Source organism: Mycobacterium sp. IDUB_17, assembly GCF_055419465.1.
Genome location: NZ_JBVAXS010000002.1, coordinates 730417 through 748593 on the forward strand (window position 1 = coordinate 730417; position 18177 = coordinate 748593).

Here is an 18177-nt window from a genome sequence, read left to right on the forward strand (position 1 = left end):
TCGGAAAGCATTCTAGGCCAGCGCGTTACGTCAGCGCATATCCGCAGGAGCGCGCCGGGCGTGTCGTTCAGATGAAGTAGTTGTCGTTCTTGATGAACCAGTCGGCGCGTTCCTCGTCGTTGAGGTCGGCCAACTGGGCGAACCCTTCGAAATAGGCCTCCCGCGGCGCGCCTGGAGCAAACAACATCAACAGGGATGTCGGCGCGTCGGCCTCATTCCGGAAACCGTGGATCCCGCCCGGTGGAACATACAGGAAGTCGCCCTGGTTGCCGTCCACCCAGTCGTTTCCGTCGTAGAGTTTGACGGTGCCCGACAGGACGAAGAAGGCCTCTGACATGGCCCGGTGAAAATGCGGGCCGGGCCCGCCGCCCTGCGGGCTGATGTCGATGCGATACAGGCCGTAATCGCCGTTGGTCTGCTGCTGGTTGGCCAGGTAGTGGTACTTGACGAGGCCGAGGGAATCGTAGTCGGGCGGTTCGTCGCCCCGTCTCAGCCGGGCGCTGACTTCGGGCTCGTCTCTGGTGTAGCGGGCCGGGGGATATGGGGGCACATTCTTGGGATCCCAGAACGACACGAGCGCCAGCCTAGCCGCGGCGAGCTTGTTCGCGCCGAGATCGACGCCAGGGTCGTCCGCGTCGCGTCGGAGCGGCCGTGGTGTCGAAATCGGCGGCGAGAATTCAGGCGTGCGCGTCCTGCAGCTGTGGGTACGTCACGCCGCTGAGCTCCTCCGACACCGCCCACAGTCGACGCTGCAGCTCCAGGTCATGGGACTGGTCACTGGACGGCACGACCTTCGGGTAGCCGCGGGTGGTGAGGTGCGGCCCGAAGTACTGGCCGCCGAGGGCGCCCGGATCAGTGGCTGCCCGCAACGTCGGCAGTGCGCCGGCCGCGGCGTCCTGGAACAGCGGACGCAGCAGCGGGATCGCGCTTTGCAGGACACCGGGCAGGTGACGCATCAACTCGGTGTCCGAGCCGCCCGGGTGCGCGGCGAGCGCGGTGGTGTGTCGGCCGGTGAGGCGGCGCTGCAGTTCGTAGGTGAACAGCAGGTTGGCCAACTTGGACTGACCGTAGGCGCCCACGCGGCTGTAGCTGCGTTCCCATTGCAGGTCGTCGAAATGGATTGCGGCCTGGATGCGATGCCCGATGCTGCTCACCGTGACCACCCTGGATCCGGTAACCGGCAGTAGGCGGTCGAGCAGCAGGCCGGTCAGTGCGAAGTGGCCGAGGTGGTTGGTGCCGAACTGCAGCTCGAACCCGTCCGCTGTGGTCTCTTTCGGCGGGTACATGACGCCGGCGTTGTTGATCAGCAGGTCGATGGTGTCGTGCTTTGCCTTGATCTCGGCGGCGGCCTCACGCACTGACGCCAGTGACCCGAGGTCGAGGCGTTGCAGTTCGAGATCGGCTTGCGGCACCGACCGCGAGATCCACTCGACGGCGGCCTCGCCCTTGTCCAGGTTGCGGACGGCGAGGACGACGTGGGCGCCCTTGGCGGCGAGGGCCTTGGCGGTCTCGAGTCCGAGGCCGGTATTGGCGCCGGTGACGACGGCCGTGCGGCGGCTTTGGTCCGGAATGTCGGCGGTGGTCCACTTGGTCATGAGAGACTCCTAGGAGGGCTAAACGGAGTGAACGCTCCGGTTGTGTACGAATATACGGAACGTGCGCCCCGTTTTGTCAATGGTTTGCCGCTGACCGATTTGTGAGGTGTGGACGAATGCGTGCGGATGCGGCCCGGAACCGGGCCCGGGTGCTTGAGGTCGCCTACGAAACATTCGCGGCCGACGGACTGTCCGTGCCCATCGATGAGATCGCGCGTCGGGCGGGCGTCGGCGCGGGAACCGTCTACCGGCACTTCCCGACCAAGGAGGCGTTGTTCCAGGCGGTGATCGCCGAGCGGATCCGCGGCGTCGTCGAGGAGGGGCGAACCTTGCTGGCCGAGGACGATCCGGCCGATGCGCTGTTCAGCTTCCTGCGGTCGATGGTGCTGCAGTGGGGTGCCGCCGACCGCGGACTGGTCGATGCCCTCGCCGGTCTGGGCATCGACGTCAAGAACGTGGTACCCGAGGCCGAGGACGGGTACCTCGCGATCCTCGGCGACCTCCTGGCCGCCGCGCAACGCGCGGGCACAGTACGAGGTGACGTCACCGTCGCCGAAGTGAAGGCGCTCCTGGTCGGCTGCCAGGCCATGCAGGCCTACAACGACGACGTGGCCGAGCGGGTTACCTCAGTGGTGTTCGACGGGTTACGGGCGGGAGTAGCGTCGGCCAAGTGAAGTTCGGCATCGCCACCTTCGTCGACGACGACACCATCGACACCGTGTCGCTTGCTCGTGCGATCGAGGAGCGGGGGTTGGCCTCGCTCATCATCGCCGAGCACAGCCACATCCCGGCGAGCCGGGAGTCCCCGTACCCGGAGGGCGGCGAGCTGCCGCCGTGGTACTACAACACCCTCGATCCGTTCGTGACGCTGGCCGCCGCGGCGGCGGTGACCACCACGATCGAACTGGTCACCGGAGTCGCCCTGCTCATCCAGCGCGATCCGATCCACACCGCCAAAGAAACCGCGAGCATCGACCTCCTCTCCGGCGGCCGGTTCGTCTTCGGCGTCGGCGCCGGCTGGAACCTCGAGGAGATGCGCGACCACGGCACGGATCCCAAGACCCGTGGGGCCCGCCTCGACGAGAGCATCGAGGCGGTCAAGGCACTGTGGACCACCGAACCCGCCGAATATCACGGCAAGTACGTCAACTTCGATTCGTCCTACTGCCGCCCCAAGCCGGTCCGGCAACCGCACCCGCCCATCTATATCGGCGGTAACTCCGACGCCACCGTCAAGCGGGTGATCCGCCACGGCGCGGGCTGGATCTCGACCGCGCAGCCACGCGATGTGCTGGCCAAGCGAATCGGGCAACTGCGTGCGGGCGCGGACTACGACGTGCCGCTGCTGATGTTCGGCGCACCCATCAAGGCCGACTATTGGCGTGCCGCTGAGGATCTCGGCTTCGGCCAGCTAGGGCTGTTCCTGCCGTCCGTCGGCAAGGATGAATCGCTACGACTGCTCGATGAGTTCGCAGAACAGGTGCAGAAGTATCGGGCGTAACTGGTGGTTGGTGGCGTTGATCGCGGTCGCCGTCCTGGTATCCGGTGTGGGCCTGTTGATCGTGGCATCGGTGGTTGTCTTCGCTGTATTCGGCTTCGGTGACGATGATCTCGGTCTCCATGACCTCGACGCCGACGGGGCCGCGAAGGCGATGGAACTGCGTCATGTCGGAATCCCCGACGGCTTCGCTTTCGAGGATATGACTCAGGCCCGAGTGTTCACCGGGGCCGACTTCTATCGAGGCCGGTACTCGGTGGTCGGGAGCTTCGATTCGGCGAAACAAGCTCTTGCCCAAGCAAATCCGGATTTCCCGCCATTGCGCGGTGTCACCTGCGATGACGAGATCGTGGACCGGGACTTCGTCGGCAAGCCGAAATTTCACTGCGATGCCCGAACCCAGCTTGCGGTCAGCACCCGTGCCCTAAATGGTGCAGATGTTCTGACCGACAACTACGCGGGTACGCCTCCTGACTGTGAGACCGTGTTGTTGGCACGCAACGGCGATCGCACTGAGCTGTTCGTGCTGTCCCAAGGGCACTGACGACGCAGGGCCCCAGCCAACCCACAGCTAATCGACGGCCGATCATCAAGAAGCGCTCCTACCGTCGGCAGAGTGATCACCAGGCGTACGTTCCTGGCGGCGTCCGCGGTCGGTTCGATCGCCGCCGGCTACGCATTGCGTGTCGGGGTGCCCGCAGCTCAGGCCGACCCGAACGCGATCGACCCGCCGTCGGTCGCGGTGACCAACAAGCGACGAGCGCCCACACAGTGGGGGATGGCCCTGCCCGGAATAACCACGTCGTTCGCCGCGGCCGGCCGTCAGATCGCCTTGACTTTCGACGCCTGTGACGGTGCCTGCGACGACGCGTTGCTCGACACCCTGCAACGCAACGGTGTGCCTGCCGTGCTCATGCTCAACTCGAGATGGATCGACAGGAATCCGGACCGGGCGCGGCAGTTGGCCGGCAATCCGTTGTTCGAGATCGGGAACCATGGCACCCGGCATGTGCCGCTGTCGGTGACGGGTCGTTCTGCCTATGGCATCGCCGGGACCCGCTCGGCCGACGAAGTGGTGAGCGAGGTGTGGGGCAACCATCAAAAGCTCACCGCGTTGACCGGCCGGGCCCCGACCTGGTTCCGTCCCGGCACCGCACATTACGACGACGTGGCCGTCGAGATCGTGCACGAACTCGGCGAGCAACCATTGGGGTTCACCGTCAACGCGGACAACGGTGCGACGGCGTCCGCCGCGGCCGTGCGGTCCAACGTCATGAATGCGGCCCCGGGGTCGATCGTCATCGCCCACATGAACCATCCGCAATCGGGTACCCACGCCGGCTTCGCCGATGCGATCCCCGCCATGCAGGCGGCGGGCTGGCAGTTCGTGTCGCCGAATGGGCGGGCTGCGGGGTAGTCAGCATTACCCGTCGAGTGGCCAGTTATGTCACGGATTTTCACGTTCCGCGTGCCACAACTGGCCATTCGCAGGGCCAACGCCGCCAATCGTTCCCAGCCGTTGACTAATCTCGGCGCATGGGGATCGAGGGGGCGGATTCATCTGGTGACGGGCGCAAGACCTATCCGCATTTCAGCGTTCCCATCGGTCTGACCTTCGGGTTCACCACTGCTGGGGTGCTGTGTCTCGCATATGCCTGGATCAACCGGATCCCGGAGACACCGTTCGAAACAGACCACTCCGCGATCACCGCAATGTTGTGGCACACCACGATCGCCGTCGGCGTCGCTGTGGGTTTCGTCCTCGCGACGTTCGTGCCGCGATCAGGGCGCACACGTTCGACGAGTCGCGGTGCCCTGTGGCGGATGTGGGCGGCACCGGTTCTGCTGATCGTTGCACTGGGTGGCCTGCTCTACCTCTACCGGGGCACGCCGAAGAAGATCTTCGACGACGCCTCATGGCAGCAGGCTGGACTGGATCTTGTGCAGGTGACCACGGTGGCGCGGGTTGCCTGGTGGTGCGCCTGCCTGGCGGTATTCAGCTTGGCGTTCGTCTGGCTGGCTGGGCATGTGTTGTCCGAAGATCGGCCGCGACCGGAGATGACCCTCGCATCCAATCCGAGGCTCGTCCTCCCGGTCGCGATCGTCACTGTCCTCGCCGTCGTCGCGGTACTCGCGGTGCACACGGTCAGGGCGGCACCCGGCAGCACGACCGCAGCTCGCATCGATTCCGCGCTGCCGGATCAGATCTCGGGGGAGGTGGCCTACCGGATTGATCTGCCGCACACCCGAAATGTCACGGTGTTCCCCGGCGGCGCCGGTTTCCTCCGGATTCACAGCGGCAGCTTCGATACCCAGATCGAGGGCTACGACGGAGCCACCGGTCAACGACGGTGGGTGTTCAAACTGCCGGGAAACGGTTATCTCCAAGCCCTCGCTGTCACCGGGTTCGGGCCCGACAGCGTCGCAATGCTGCAGGCGTCATACCGCACCGCGGGCGCACTGATCGGACTCGATGCCACGACGGGTGAATTGCTGTGGGTCTCGCACGGCGACACGGAGCGCAAGTTCCAGGTCGGACCGATAGACACGCCGCAGCTGTCCGAGCAGGTCGTGTTGATGGGACAGGCGGTGTCGGAAGGCATCTCAAGCTGGAGAAATCCCGCGGAAGTCGACTGGACGGCGTTGTCACCGCGGACCGGGGAAACCCTGTGGTCCACGACTGTTCGGCAAGGTTGCCGGGCCCAGCCCCGGGTAGCCCGCAACGTCGTCGTCATGGTGCGGTGCGACGCCGGACCGTACGACGACGAGGTCGCCTACCTGCTCGATCCGCAGACCGGTCAGCGGCGAGGCTCGATCACCGCGTCGCAGTTGGGCATTGATCGTCGCGCGAGTGGCTTGGACGGCGAGGTCTGGGTGTACACCGACCCGGACAGCACGTTCGCCACCATGTACTTCCACAGCGCCGACCCGCATCGTGACGGCGTAGGCCGGGCGGTCGATCTGGCGTCCGGCCGCCCCGTCTACTCGATTCCCGAGAGCATGTCGGCGGCGCTCATACCTCCGGACTGGTTGAGATCAGCGGACCCTCGCGCGTCGCCTGAAACCCTGGTCGATCTTCCGAGCGGAAGAACGCTGCCCACCGACCGGATCGGGACCCGGAGGCTGCTCGGCATCGGCGGACAGTGGGCACGGGTCGGACCCGAGTTGGCGACACTGCTGCCGTCCACGGCTGCACCCGACGACAGCCATGCGCCGCTGACCCTGATCGATGGCACCGGTGCGGTGCGCACGCGCACCAATCCGTGCGAGGACCCCGATCTGCCCGACACGGCACCTTCCGTGACAACCGTTCCCGGCGCCCTCCTCGTGGACTGCGGTTGGCAACTGGTCGGGCTGCGATGACCGGTGAACATTTGCGGTGGGCCCACTCCCGGACGGGTTAGGTTTGACAGGTGACCGCGGGGGAGCTCGACGAAACTGTCATCGACAGCACGCAAAAAGAGTCATATCGGCAACCCGCTGTGCTGCTCGGGCTGATGCTGGGTCTGCTCATCGCCGCTGTCGTGTGCCTTGTGTTGGGTTGGCTGCACCGCACACCGGAACTGCCGTTGGGGGAAGACTTTTCGTCGCTGACGACGGTGTTGTGGCGGACCACATTCGTCGGCGTGGGCGTCCTGGTGTTGGTCGTTACCTACATCGTCGTGGGGCGGGCATACCGGCAGACGGCGGGGTGGCGGGCCAAGTTCGTGGCCTACTCCAGCCCGGCGCTGTTCGTACTCGTTGTGGCGGCATTGATGGCACAGGGCCGGGGAACCATCGCCAACGCCTTCCGCGACGCCGCAGAGGATCAACTCGCGCTGGATCCGTTCGCCGTCACCACTGTCGCGCGCGCCGCCTGGTGGTTCGCGTGCCTGGCACTGGCGGCACTGGCGCTGCTGTGCGTTCTCGCCTACCGCGGTCACCCGCCGCACCCGGCACCGCGCCCGCTCACGGTGAGCCGATGGGTGGCCGCGGCAGCGGCCGTCATCGTCGCCGCGATCGGCGTTGTGCCAGTGCTGGTGCAGGCCAAAGCTTCACCGTTCCACAACGAGACCGCCGAGCGCGTCGATCCGCCCACACTGAAGACTCTGACCGGCAAGGTTGCCTACCGGGCCGAGGTGTCGTCTCTGGCCACCTACTCCAGGCCCGGCGGCGCGGGTTGGGTACACGTCGAGAACGGCCCCGAGTACCGACAGGAAACCGTCGTGGGCTTCGACGGCGCAACAGGGGAGCGACGCTGGACGTTCAGCGTGCCCCGATTCAACGTCAGCGAACTGCGGACGACTGGAATCGGGCCCGACAGCGTGGTTCTGGTGAAGGCCTACATTCCCACCGATGCGATGATCGCACTCGATGCCACCACCGGAGCGCTGTTGTGGACGCGGGTGGATCATGATGTGTTCGACGAGGACTATCCCCTGTCGTCCAGCGTGCTGTTGACCAGCAGCCCAGACCCGGCCGGTGGCATGAAGTGGACCGCCCTGGCGGCACGAACCGGAAATGAGTTGTGGGCCAAGACATTCGCTCGTGACTGCAAGACGTCGATTCGTGCCACCGAGAATTTCATCCTGATGCGCACCTGCGATGACGGTCCCGACGTGGTGACACAGGTGCTCGATCCGCAGACCGGGCAGCAGCGTGGCGTGATCACCGCCTCGTCGCTCGGTATTCAGCCCAGCGAGATCCAGACGAACTCCAGCCTGAGGATCGATGCCACGTCAGGCGACCGTGCGCTGGTGTCCGGCGCGGGCGCGCCGCTGGTCATCGATGTCGCAGCGGGCCGGGTGATCGTCCGGGTGCCCGACCATCGGGACGCCATATTCATCGATGCGGAATCGCTCATGCTGACCCCTGTGAGCAAGAATCATGAAGAGCTGCAACCGGTTTCAATTCACGACCTGCGTGATGGCGTCACCATCGACACCGGCCTGCTGTTGGCCTGGCAAGGCCGCGAGGAGGCTTGGGGAGCGATGGCGCGGGTCGGGGACCAGTGGCTGACATTGCTGCCCGACGCCCCACTCGCGCCGCTGCCTGTGGGGTCGACGCGTGATCCGGTCCCGATGCGCATCATCGGCAAGCAGGGGCCGGCCGAAACGCTGCCCAACCCGTGCGACGGCCGCATGCAAGTCGCCCCGACGGTTTCCCTCGTGCCCGGGTCGGTACTTGTCGAATGTGGCACGTCGGATGCCGTCGCCGCCGTTCGGTAACGCCCTCAGCGCAGCCCGAGTACGTCATAGCCGATGATCGACCCGTTACCGGACTCGTTGGCGCACAACGTCAGTACTGCTCCAGGAACGGGTACGACCCTACCCGTGCGGTCGCCGCACGGATTCGGTTTCAGCGCCGCTTGCCCACCGGCCACCGATACGGTGGCCACCTTTTCGTCGAAATCCCCTTGATAGGCCGACGCGGTCACGAACTCATCGCCGACCCGAGCCCAGCGTTGCGCAGCAGGATCTCTGAACAGCTCCAGACCCGTGACGTGCACACTGCGCCGCTCTGCGGGGACGTACAGGGTGACTGTCTGCGCGCTTCCGTCCCTGTCGATTTCGAGGACGGGCCCCGGAATCAGTGCCTCGGACTCTGGTCCGCGTGCGTAGGGTCCCGGCACAATCTGCACATCCTTCGTCTGGGTATCGACGATGAGAAGGACGCCATCCATGATCCTGACTCCCGCTGCTTGAATGACGGCGAGGCCTTTGTCGACGGCGACCAGCTCGGTGGATACGTCACCCGCTGGAAAACCGGGCTGTTGACTGAGGTCGATCGTGCTCTCGGCATCCGCGTCATACACGTGCAGTTTGTCGCCGCAGGCGTCGACGAAGATCAGTCTGCCGCCCACGGCGTCGTAGCTGCTGCGACTGCAGTCGTCGTCATCGGGACGGTCCTTGACCCACAACGGTTTTCCGGTCCTCGGATCCAGTGCGCCGATCTGGCCGGGACTCAGCGCCGCCAGGATGTCACCGTCGGCATTGGCCCGGCCCTGCAAGCGCCAGTCGCTGTCGTTGATCCACAGCTGCTCGCCCGTCGTGGCATCGAGGCCGACCAGGAAGGCGACGTGATTCCGGCCCTCGTTGGTGTAGCTGTCGAGGGCGGGGTCATTCGGCGGTCGAGTGCACTGCACGATCACCACCGCGTCATCGGCGATCCCGGTCGACCACAACGACACGTCACCGCAACGCTTGGGAAGGTCCGCGGTCGGGAAGCGCCAGCGTTGAGCGCCGGTTGTCCCGTCGAAACCGATGACGGCGCCATCAGCGGTGCTGACGAATCCGGGCCCGGCCGGAAGAACCCTCTGCGCGTCGACCTTCACCGTGTAGGCCACATTCGTTCCGACGGACGTGGGCAGGGCGGGTATTGCCACCCGATCGGTTGTGGTCGCCGAGGATGTGCCGACCCCGCTGACCGACGTCACCGCGATGCCGGCCACGGCGGCCAGGGCGACGCCGGTGGCGGCCAGTCCGCCGGACGCGGCCGGGCCGGGCCTGCGCGCAGAGTCGGGAGATGCGGACGTGACACCGGCGAGCAGGAACAGGGCCGCACACACAAGGACCACCCAGGAGATCTGCGCGATCAATACGACGGGACGCGCGCCCGGCCCCGAGATCAACAAAGCGAGCTGCGCGGGTTGTAGGGCGATGAAGCCGTAGGCCGCGGCCGCGACGGTTCCCGCGAGCAGTGCCGATGAACGGCCACCGACGGTGGCGCCGGAGATGGCTCGCAGGCCGAGCAGGATTGTGGCGGCGCCGACAACGCATGCGGCGACCATCGAGATCAGCAGTAGGTGGCCCGCGGGAGCCAGGTAGGTCGCGGTTTGCCCGGCTGGGACCCGGGCCGCGTAGGCATAAATGGCGAGCCCAATCGCTCCCAGCGCCAGACCCACGCTCAGGGCGATGGCCAACCGGCCCACCCGTGTCACCGTGGATCTGCGCTCGTCGTCGCCGGTACTCGTCTCGTCGCTCACTCAGCTACCCCCTCGGGCCAGACTCTGCCACAGCGTCGGGCCACATCAGGGCGGAAAATCGCGGCGGTCGGTACGTCATCCTCGGTGGACTGCCACCGTTTTCTACCCAGGGGTCGCCAGACTGCGCCGGGAACGGCCCTGAGGTAGAAATCGGCGACGCGTAGCCCATACGACGCGTAGCTGATGTGGGTGGCGACGGGGCGGTCCGCAGGGGTTTCGCCACGGGCGTAGGCGGGAAGCCGGAGCAAGCACCCGACAACCTTGCACTCACCCTGGTCGAGTGCTAAGAATGCAGTTGGCACTCTCGATCAGTGAGTGCTAGGTCGGGACAGTGAGACCGGGGCCGCACCTGCGGGAGCACACCCAGTCGTCCGTCGCGGGCACTGAACCCGACCAATGAACGTGCGATCCCCTATCCGGAGGAATCACTTCGCAATGGCTAAGACAATTGCGTATGACGAAGAGGCCCGTCGCGGCCTCGAGCGGGGTCTGAACGCCCTCGCCGACGCGGTAAAGGTGACGCTGGGCCCCAAGGGTCGCAACGTCGTCCTGGAGAAGAAGTGGGGCGCCCCCACGATCACCAACGATGGTGTGTCCATCGCCAAGGAGATCGAGCTGGAGGACCCGTACGAGAAGATCGGCGCTGAGCTGGTCAAAGAGGTCGCCAAGAAGACCGACGACGTCGCTGGCGACGGCACCACCACCGCCACCGTTCTGGCCCAGGCCCTGGTTCGCGAAGGTCTGCGTAACGTCGCTGCCGGCGCCAACCCGCTCGGTCTGAAGCGCGGCATCGAGAAGGCCGTGGAGAAGGTCACCGAGACGCTGCTGAAGAGCGCCAAGGAGGTGGAGACCAAGGAGCAGATCGCTGCCACCGCCGGTATCTCCGCCGGTGACCAGTCCATCGGTGACCTGATCGCCGAGGCCATGGACAAGGTCGGCAACGAGGGTGTCATCACCGTCGAGGAGAGCAACACCTTCGGGCTCCAGCTGGAGCTCACCGAGGGCATGCGCTTCGACAAGGGCTACATCTCGGGCTACTTCGTCACCGACGCCGAGCGTCAGGAAGCCGTCCTGGAGGATCCCTACATCCTGCTGGTCAGCTCCAAGGTGTCGACCGTCAAGGACCTCCTGCCCCTGCTGGAGAAGGTCATCCAGTCCGGCAAGCCGCTGCTGATCATCGCCGAGGACGTCGAGGGCGAGGCCCTGTCGACCCTGGTGGTCAACAAGATCCGTGGCACCTTCAAGTCTGTGGCCGTCAAGGCTCCGGGCTTCGGTGACCGCCGCAAGGCCATGCTGCAGGACATCGCCATCCTCACCGGTGGCCAGGTCATCAGCGAAGAGGTCGGCCTCTCGCTGGAGACCGCCGATGTCGCACTGCTGGGCACCGCTCGCAAGGTCGTCGTCACCAAGGACGAGACCACCATCATCGAGGGTGCCGGCGATGCCGACGCGATCCAGGGCCGTGTCGCCCAGATCCGCGCCGAGATCGAGAACAGCGACTCCGACTACGACCGTGAGAAGCTGCAGGAGCGCCTGGCCAAGCTGGCCGGCGGTGTTGCGGTGATCAAGGCCGGCGCTGCCACCGAGGTGGAGCTCAAGGAGCGCAAGCACCGCATCGAAGACGCCGTGCGTAACGCCAAGGCTGCCGTCGAAGAGGGCATCGTCGCCGGTGGTGGCGTGGCACTGCTGCAGTCGGCTCCGTCTCTGGATGAGCTGTCGCTCACCGGTGATGAGGCCACTGGCGCCAACATCGTGCGCGTCTCGCTGTCGGCCCCGCTGAAGCAGATCGCCTTCAACGGTGGTCTGGAGCCGGGCGTCGTCGCCGAGAAGGTGTCGAACCTGCCCGCGGGTCACGGCCTGAACGCCGCGACCGGTGAGTACGAGGACCTGCTGGCCGCCGGCGTTGCCGACCCGGTCAAGGTCACCCGCTCGGCGCTGCAGAACGCGGCGTCCATCGCGGCGCTGTTCCTCACCACCGAGGCCGTCGTCGCCGACAAGCCGGAGAAGTCGGCCCCCGCGGCCGACCCGACCGGTGGCATGGGCGGTATGGACTTCTAAGTCCTGCTCTTTACGTGAAGGCCCGGCTCGCTTGGCGAGTCGGGCCTTTTCGTGTCCAGTGGCCGGTTATTGCACGCTCGGAGGCCAGCTGCGTGAGATAACTGGCCACTCGGCGCGGCGACGTGTTGTGTCGAGATCAGTTCTCCGAGAGGACGATGCAGTCACTGTCGCACTGACCGGGCGGGCCGGGCTGCGCTGCCTTGCGATGCAGCACCGCGCGGCTGGGCACGATCTGATGCGTCTCGTCCCCGGCGGTACCCGCTTGCCCGCGCCCGTCGACGATCAACGAATACCCACCGGGCTGACGCGGCGGACAGACCAGCGTCGCGTGCTCGTGGGACGCGAGGTTTCTACGGGTGTGCCCTCCGACCGGGCCGACGTGAATCACGCCGTTGACCAGGTGTGGCTCCACCGCGACGGTGTGTGCGTGGTAGTTGTCGTCGACCGTGACGAGGTAGGCGAACGTGTAGTCCGCCAGCTTGTCGGCCAGCTGGTTGAGATCCACTTTCACGCTCATGACGTGAGAATAGTTCTGTTGGCGCCGCGTCGTGGCGGACCTGTCACATGGGTGCGGGTTGTTTGCCTCGGACCAGACGACCGGGGCGCGCCTCGGTCGGCACACCGTTCTCGGCGATGATCTCACCGGACACGACAGTCGCGACGTAGCCGTCTGCGGTCTGGTCGAGGCGACGCCCGCCGCCGGGCAGGTCGTAGGCGACGACCGGCCGGTGCAACCGCAGCGCCGCGTGATCGATGACATTGAGATCAGCCTTGTAGCCCAACGCAATTCGACCGCGATCGGCGAGCCCGGCGACCCTGGCGGGTACCGAGGTCAGTTCCCGGACGGCATCCGCCACGCTCAGCATGCCGTTGCCACGGTCCCGTACCCAGTGCGTCAGTAGGTAGGTGGGGAAACTCGCGTCGCAGATCATCCCGTAATGCGCGCCACCGTCGCCGAGGCCGAGTATGACGTCGTCGCGTCGGATCAACTCGGCGACGGTGTCGAGGGAGTTGTCGCGGAAATTGGCCAGCGTGACCAGCAGCATGGCGTGCCCGTCGTCGTCGAGCAGGCGGTCGTAAGCCTCCTCGAGAGGGTCGACGTCGCGGGCCCGGGCCCGCGCACCGATCGAGTTCGACGGGTCGGGCTCGTAGTCGGGCTGCTCGCCCAACGGATACATGTAGTCCCAGGCCTGCACCGCGAACATCAGCGGATGCCCGTCGCTGGCCGCCGAATCACTCAGAATCCGTTGGCGGACTTCGGGTTTACGCATCTCCGCGACCCGCTCGGCAAGCGGCAGGTGGGCGATCTCGCGATAACTCGGGTAGAGGACGAACGGGTTGCCGGACAGCTCAAGACCGAGGACCAGTCCGATCGGCCGGGGGAAGATCTGGGCGGTCACGACGGGATCAGGTGCAGCAGCGTTCGTATTGGCCTTCTCCACCATGCGCAGCGCGTCCTCGAAGAACGGCGGCCCGGCATTGCCGACCGCCAGCGTGAACGTGACGGGCAGTCCCACGTCGGCCGCGACGTCGAACACCGTCTGCAGTGCCGGTTCGTAGTCGCCTGCGACCAGATCGGGCACGAACTGGATCAGTCCGCCGCCGGCGTCGTCGACGCCCCGGGCGATCGCCTCGATCTCGGCATAGCCGGCGTCGTAACTGGGAATCGGCCTGCCGCTCTCGGTCTTGTGGATCGTCAGCCTCGACGAGGCGAATCCCAGCGCGCCGCAGTTCACGGCCTCGGCGGCAAGCTTGCGCATGAGTGCCAGATCTTCCGTGTTCGCTGGCTCTCGATCTATGCCGCGCTGGCCCATCACGTACACCCGCAACGGGGAGTGCGGCAGGAAGGCCGCCACATCGATATCGAGCTGGCGAGACCCCAACGCGTCGAGGAATTCGGGGAACGTCTCCCACGTCCAGGGCAGACCGTCGACCATGACGACCCCGGGGATGTCCTCCACGCCGGCCATCACATCGACCAGTACGTCGTGATCGTCGGCGCGGCACGGCGCGAACCCGACGCCGCAGTTACCCATCACGGCCGTGGTGACCCCGTGTGCCGAGGACGGGTTGAGCCGGTCCGACCAGATCGCCTGACCGTCGTAGTGGGTGTGCAGGTCGACGAAACCCGGGGTGACCAAGAGACCGGTGGCGTCGATCTCACGTTCGGCAGTCCCGGTCACGGATCCCACTTCGACGATGACGCCGTCGCGCACGGCGACGTCACCCACATACGGGTCGCCACCGAGGCCGTCGACGATGGTGCCGCCGCGGATGCACAGGTCATAGCTCATCTAACTAACTTACGACGACGATGCGCGTATGCCTATGGGGTACGCCAAAGTTCGTTGCATGTCGGTGGGCCATGCCAGGATCGGGACGTGATCGATCACTTCGGCATCAACTGCACCGATTTCACCAAGTCCGCCGAGTTCTACGACACCGTGCTGGGCGTGCTGGGCTACACCCGGCAGCTCGACTTCGGCATGGTCGTCGGCTATGGCATGGACGGCAAGCCGGATTTCTGGATTGCCGACGTCAACGCCGGCGATGCCAAGGGCCCCAACCGGGAAATCCACGTGGCATTCCAGGCCGCAGGCGTGGACGCGGTCGCGGCGTTCTACGACGCCGCGCTGAAACTGGGAGCCGAGTCGCTGCATGCGCCGCGGCTCTGGCCCGAATACCACCCCGGTTACTTCGGCGCGTTCGTCCGCGATCCCGACGGCAACAATGTCGAGGCGGTCTTCCATGGGGCGGCACCCGCAGCGCAGTAGCCGCTAGAGCTGTTCCAATTCCGAGATCAGCCAGTCGCCGTGGGCGCGGGTGAGGCTGACCCGGTATGCCAACGCATCCTTGGTCGATTGCCCGCCACCCGCGGTCTCGGTTTTCTGGTCGACGAACGCCACCACCGTGGCCTCGTCGGCCTTCAACGACTCCACGCCCGTGTTGCGGACCGTCGCGGTCTGGGTGACCTTGTCCGGCTTGGTGCGGATCGTCTTGCGGTACTCGTCGACCGCTGCGCCGGTCAGCAGTTCGGTGACCGCGTCGATGTCGGCCCGGCTGGTCGTGGGGGTGTAGCTGAGCACCTTGACCACGTTGGTGCCCACGAACTCGGTGACCTGCTCGCGCGCATGGTCGTCGTCGGCGATGGGTGCCGGCGCCGGCCGGCTCTTGACCGACAGCTGCCAGGAACCCAGGCCGACGGTCACGACGATGCCGACGACGAGGGCGACGACCAGTAGCGTCCAGCCTCGGGTGCGAGTTCCCATCAGTTCACGAACTCCAGCTTCGAGGCCTTGTAGCTGCCGTCGACATGTTCGACGGTGACCCGCACCCGTTGCAGTGAAACCACGCCGACCCGATTGCTCGTGACGGTGACCTTCGTGTCGACGGTGACGAGCACGACCGCTTCATCGGAGAACAACAATTCGACGCCGGCCCCGGTGACCGTTCCGTCGGTCTTGACGCCCAATTCCTGAGCCTTGCGTTTGATCTGCGGCGCCTGGTCCTTCAGGTTGGCGCGGAACTCGTCGGTGGCGCCGGCCATGATCGCCGCGAGATCGGTGTCGACGGTGTCCGCGCTCACGGTCACGGTGTGCAGCGCGAAAGTCTGCGCGGCCTCGACGTACGGCTGCCACGACGGCGTGCTGCGCGGCGCTGGGGTGGCGCGGACGAACTGGCTGGTCGCGAAGCCGAGGGCGCACACCAGCAGTACCGCCAGCACGGTCGGCACCACAACCCTTGCAGCGCTGCGCTTCTGAGGGATGCGCGGTTGCGGGATCGGGCTGGGCCCCGACCAGGTGGGGGAGTGGTGCGGCGCATTGACCACCGGGGGGCCGGGTGCGGTGAAGGTCGGGGCGATGATCCGTGGGGGCTCGGCGGAGACCGGCCGCGGCGAAACCGGTTGTGGTGGTACCGGTTGTGGCGCGGGAGGCCGCTGCGTAACGGGGGCGGTCGCCCGGGCGTCGGCGAGTGCCTTCGCGAAATCGCTGCACCGCGTATAGCGGGCATCGCGGTCCTTGGCCATGCCCTTGAGCATCACCTCGTCCAGGTGGGCCAGTTCCGGACGAATGGTGCGCAGGCTCGGCGGGAGCTCGTTGAGTTGCTTGCTGATGACCACGGCGGGATTGGAGTGATAGAACGGCGAGTGCCCGGCCAGGAGCTGAAATGCGCTGGCGGCCAAGGCATATTGGTCGGCCCGACCGTCCATCGTCTGCCCCAGTAGCTGCTCGGGGGCGGAGTAGGCCATGGAGCCCACGGCCATGTTGGTGGCGGTGATCCCGCTGATGTCGTCGATCCGGCGGGCAACGCCGAAGTCGGCCAACAGAATTCGGCGACGAGCGGCTTCCGGTCCGGTCAGCAGGATGTTGGCGGGCTTGACATCGCGGTGGAGCAGGTGGCGCTCGTGCGCGTAGTCGAGTGCTTCGGCGATGGCGGTGACGATCTCGACGGCCTCAGGCAGGGGCATGCCCCCGGGATGCCCCTCACGCACGTGTCGAGCGGCGTCGGTGCCGTCGACGTAATCCATCGCGATCCACAGCTGCCCCTCGTACTCGCCGCGATCATGCAGGCCGACGATGTGGGGATGCCAGAGCGAGGCGGCGATATCGGCCTCGCGGTTGAACCGGTCGCGGTACTGGGCGTCACCGGTCAGCGAGGCCGGCATGATTTTGAGGGCGTCCTGGCGGGGGAGGCGCGGATGCTGCGCCAGATACACCTCGCCCATGCCGCCTGAGCCGAGTAGACGCTGAATCGTGTACCCGGCGAACACGTCGCCGGAATTCAACGCCATGTGCGTGATCGTAGTCGGGACGGTGACGAGGCGGTTCGCGAGTAGCGTCGAGGCCATGGCTGCCGCTGATTCCGATGCCGTCCGAGAATTGCTGCGCGACGCATTCACGAGGCTCATCGAGCACGTCGACGATCTCACCGAGGGGTTGACCGAGGAGGCCTCTAGTTACCGGCCCACCCCGCAGGCCAACAGCATCGCATGGCTCATCTGGCACAGCGCCCGTTGCCAGGACCTGCAGTTGTGTGACATCGCCGGGATCGAGCAGGTGTGGATCCGTGATGGCTGGAAGGATCGCTTCGGGCTCGACCTGCCGGCCGACGACATCGGGTACGGGCACAGCCCCGAAGACGTTGCGAAGGTGCACGCGTCGGCCGAACTGCTGGCGGGCTACTACCTCGCCGTGCACAAGGTGACGCTGGCCTACATCGCCGGTGTGACGTCCGAGGAGCTCGGCCGCATCGTCGATACGCGGTGGGATCCGCCGGTGACGGCGAGCGCGCGCCTGGTCAGCATCGTCGACGATTGCGCTCAGCACCTCGGCCAGGCGGCGTACCTGTGCGGCATCATCCCTTGATTGCCCGGTGGTGGCCACCGATCGCCCTGGCATGCATGGTGCTGCTCGGTTGGGCTGTTCATGGCGCTCCGGTTTCGATCGACCAGTGGTTTCAGGCGCTCGGCCATGAGATGGGCCGGCGAAGGATCGTCTTCCTCCTGTTCACCGATCCGCCCCTGGTGGCTGTCGCGTTGGTGATCGGCATCGTCGTGGCCGTGCGGCAGCAGCGAAAGCGACTGGCGGTCGCCATGGTGGTGAGCCCGCTGCTGGCGATCACCATCGTGCGGTTCATCAAGCCCCTCTTCGGCAGGGAGAAAGAGGGGGCGCTGGCCTATCCCAGCGGCCACACCACGTTCCTCGTGACGGTGACGGGGATGCTCGTGCTGGTGGCGTACATGCGACTGTGGGCGCTGGCGGTCGCGGTCATCGTCGTCCTGCTCGGCATCTTCGGTTTGGCGACGACGTTTCACTACTTCACCGACACCGTCGGCGGCGTGTTGCTGGGCACTTCGGTGGTGTGTATCGCCGCGATCTTCGCCCGCCAGGGGCAATTCGACCCGGTGAACGGCGCTTCGCCCGATCTTCGCTGAGCGATCACCTGTCGCGGGCTGCGCAGTGGGTGACGATGGGGGCCGCCACCCACTGCGCGGCTCGTCGAGATCGCCTCGAGCCTGCGTTCAGATCGCAAATTCCGGCGTTCGGGCGATCCGGGCGCAG

Annotated in this window: 17 protein-coding genes; 10 read left to right on the top strand and 7 right to left on the bottom strand. The window is 66.2% G+C overall.

Annotated elements, in window-relative coordinates:
* Positions 1 to 67 precede the first annotated feature (67 nt).
* Entirely contained in the window at positions 68 to 574 is a 507-nt protein-coding gene (locus ACZYZ7_RS10665) for a cupin domain-containing protein (protein WP_463740888.1), read from the bottom strand.
* A 103-nt stretch (positions 575 to 677) separates the two neighbouring features.
* Positions 678 to 1595, bottom strand: coding sequence for an SDR family NAD(P)-dependent oxidoreductase (locus ACZYZ7_RS10670; protein ID WP_463740889.1), 918 nt, complete (start codon positions 1593 to 1595; stop codon positions 678 to 680).
* Positions 1596 to 1711: 116 nt separating this feature from the next.
* Between ACZYZ7_RS10670 and ACZYZ7_RS10675 the strand changes: the two genes are divergently transcribed.
* From ACZYZ7_RS10675 to ACZYZ7_RS10700, 6 genes are all read left to right on the top strand, one after another.
* A complete protein-coding gene (locus ACZYZ7_RS10675; RefSeq protein WP_463740890.1) occupies positions 1712 to 2269 on the top strand; it encodes a TetR/AcrR family transcriptional regulator in 558 nt (185 codons plus the stop codon).
* Positions 2266 to 3096: an LLM class F420-dependent oxidoreductase gene (locus ACZYZ7_RS10680; RefSeq protein WP_463740891.1), complete on the top strand. Its 831-nt coding sequence runs from the start codon at positions 2266 to 2268 to the stop codon at positions 3094 to 3096. The genes ACZYZ7_RS10675 and ACZYZ7_RS10680 overlap by 4 nt, the downstream gene beginning before the upstream one ends.
* A gap of 10 nt (positions 3097 to 3106) precedes the next feature.
* Positions 3107 to 3637 carry a hypothetical protein gene (locus ACZYZ7_RS10685; protein ID WP_463740892.1) on the top strand — a complete coding sequence of 177 codons (531 nt, stop codon included), beginning with the start codon at positions 3107 to 3109 and terminating at the stop codon, positions 3635 to 3637.
* A 72-nt stretch (positions 3638 to 3709) separates the two neighbouring features.
* Positions 3710 to 4510, top strand: a complete 801-nt coding sequence (locus ACZYZ7_RS10690; RefSeq protein ID WP_463740893.1) for a polysaccharide deacetylase family protein — start codon at positions 3710 to 3712, stop codon at positions 4508 to 4510.
* A gap of 119 nt (positions 4511 to 4629) precedes the next feature.
* Positions 4630 to 6456 (top strand): hypothetical protein, encoded by a 1827-nt coding sequence (locus ACZYZ7_RS10695; RefSeq protein WP_463740894.1) that lies wholly within the window; start codon positions 4630 to 4632, stop codon positions 6454 to 6456.
* A gap of 50 nt (positions 6457 to 6506) precedes the next feature.
* Entirely contained in the window at positions 6507 to 8300 is a 1794-nt protein-coding gene (locus tag ACZYZ7_RS10700) for an outer membrane protein assembly factor BamB family protein (protein ID WP_463740895.1), read from the top strand.
* A 5-nt stretch (positions 8301 to 8305) separates the two neighbouring features.
* Here the strand turns inward: ACZYZ7_RS10700 and ACZYZ7_RS10705 are convergent, their stop codons facing one another.
* Positions 8306 to 10057, bottom strand: coding sequence for an outer membrane protein assembly factor BamB family protein (locus ACZYZ7_RS10705; protein ID WP_463740896.1), 1752 nt, complete (start codon positions 10055 to 10057; stop codon positions 8306 to 8308).
* Positions 10058 to 10492: 435 nt separating this feature from the next.
* Between ACZYZ7_RS10705 and groL the strand changes: the two genes are divergently transcribed.
* The gene (gene groL, locus ACZYZ7_RS10710; RefSeq protein ID WP_135458564.1) at positions 10493 to 12115 is read left to right on the top strand and encodes a chaperonin GroEL; all 1623 of its coding nucleotides are present in this window, start codon (positions 10493 to 10495) and stop codon (positions 12113 to 12115) included.
* Positions 12116 to 12251: 136 nt separating this feature from the next.
* On the opposite strand, the gene ACZYZ7_RS10715 is transcribed toward groL, so the two are convergent.
* Positions 12252 to 12632 carry a hypothetical protein gene (locus tag ACZYZ7_RS10715; protein ID WP_090516059.1) on the bottom strand — a complete coding sequence of 127 codons (381 nt, stop codon included), beginning with the start codon at positions 12630 to 12632 and terminating at the stop codon, positions 12252 to 12254.
* A 43-nt stretch (positions 12633 to 12675) separates the two neighbouring features.
* Entirely contained in the window at positions 12676 to 14409 is a 1734-nt protein-coding gene (locus ACZYZ7_RS10720) for an N-acyl-D-amino-acid deacylase family protein (protein ID WP_450072019.1), read from the bottom strand.
* A gap of 87 nt (positions 14410 to 14496) precedes the next feature.
* Between ACZYZ7_RS10720 and ACZYZ7_RS10725 the strand changes: the two genes are divergently transcribed.
* The gene (locus tag ACZYZ7_RS10725) at positions 14497 to 14889 is read left to right on the top strand and encodes a VOC family protein (protein ID WP_450072018.1); all 393 of its coding nucleotides are present in this window, start codon (positions 14497 to 14499) and stop codon (positions 14887 to 14889) included.
* 3 nt (positions 14890 to 14892) lie between these two features.
* Here ACZYZ7_RS10725 and ACZYZ7_RS10730 read toward each other — a convergent pair whose 3' ends face one another.
* A complete protein-coding gene (locus ACZYZ7_RS10730) occupies positions 14893 to 15384 on the bottom strand; it encodes a hypothetical protein (RefSeq protein WP_450072017.1) in 492 nt (163 codons plus the stop codon).
* Positions 15384 to 16907, bottom strand: a complete 1524-nt coding sequence (locus ACZYZ7_RS10735; RefSeq protein ID WP_450072016.1) for a serine/threonine-protein kinase — start codon at positions 16905 to 16907, stop codon at positions 15384 to 15386. Before ACZYZ7_RS10735 ends, ACZYZ7_RS10730 begins: the two co-directional genes overlap by 1 nt.
* Positions 16908 to 16962: 55 nt before the next feature.
* Here ACZYZ7_RS10735 and ACZYZ7_RS10740 point away from each other — a divergent pair, with 55 nt between their 5' ends.
* Positions 16963 to 17481 (top strand): mycothiol transferase, encoded by a 519-nt coding sequence (locus tag ACZYZ7_RS10740; RefSeq protein ID WP_450072015.1) that lies wholly within the window; start codon positions 16963 to 16965, stop codon positions 17479 to 17481.
* A complete protein-coding gene (locus tag ACZYZ7_RS10745; protein ID WP_450072014.1) occupies positions 17463 to 18050 on the top strand; it encodes a phosphatase PAP2 family protein in 588 nt (195 codons plus the stop codon). Before ACZYZ7_RS10740 ends, ACZYZ7_RS10745 begins: the two co-directional genes overlap by 19 nt.
* Positions 18051 to 18177 lie beyond the last annotated feature (127 nt).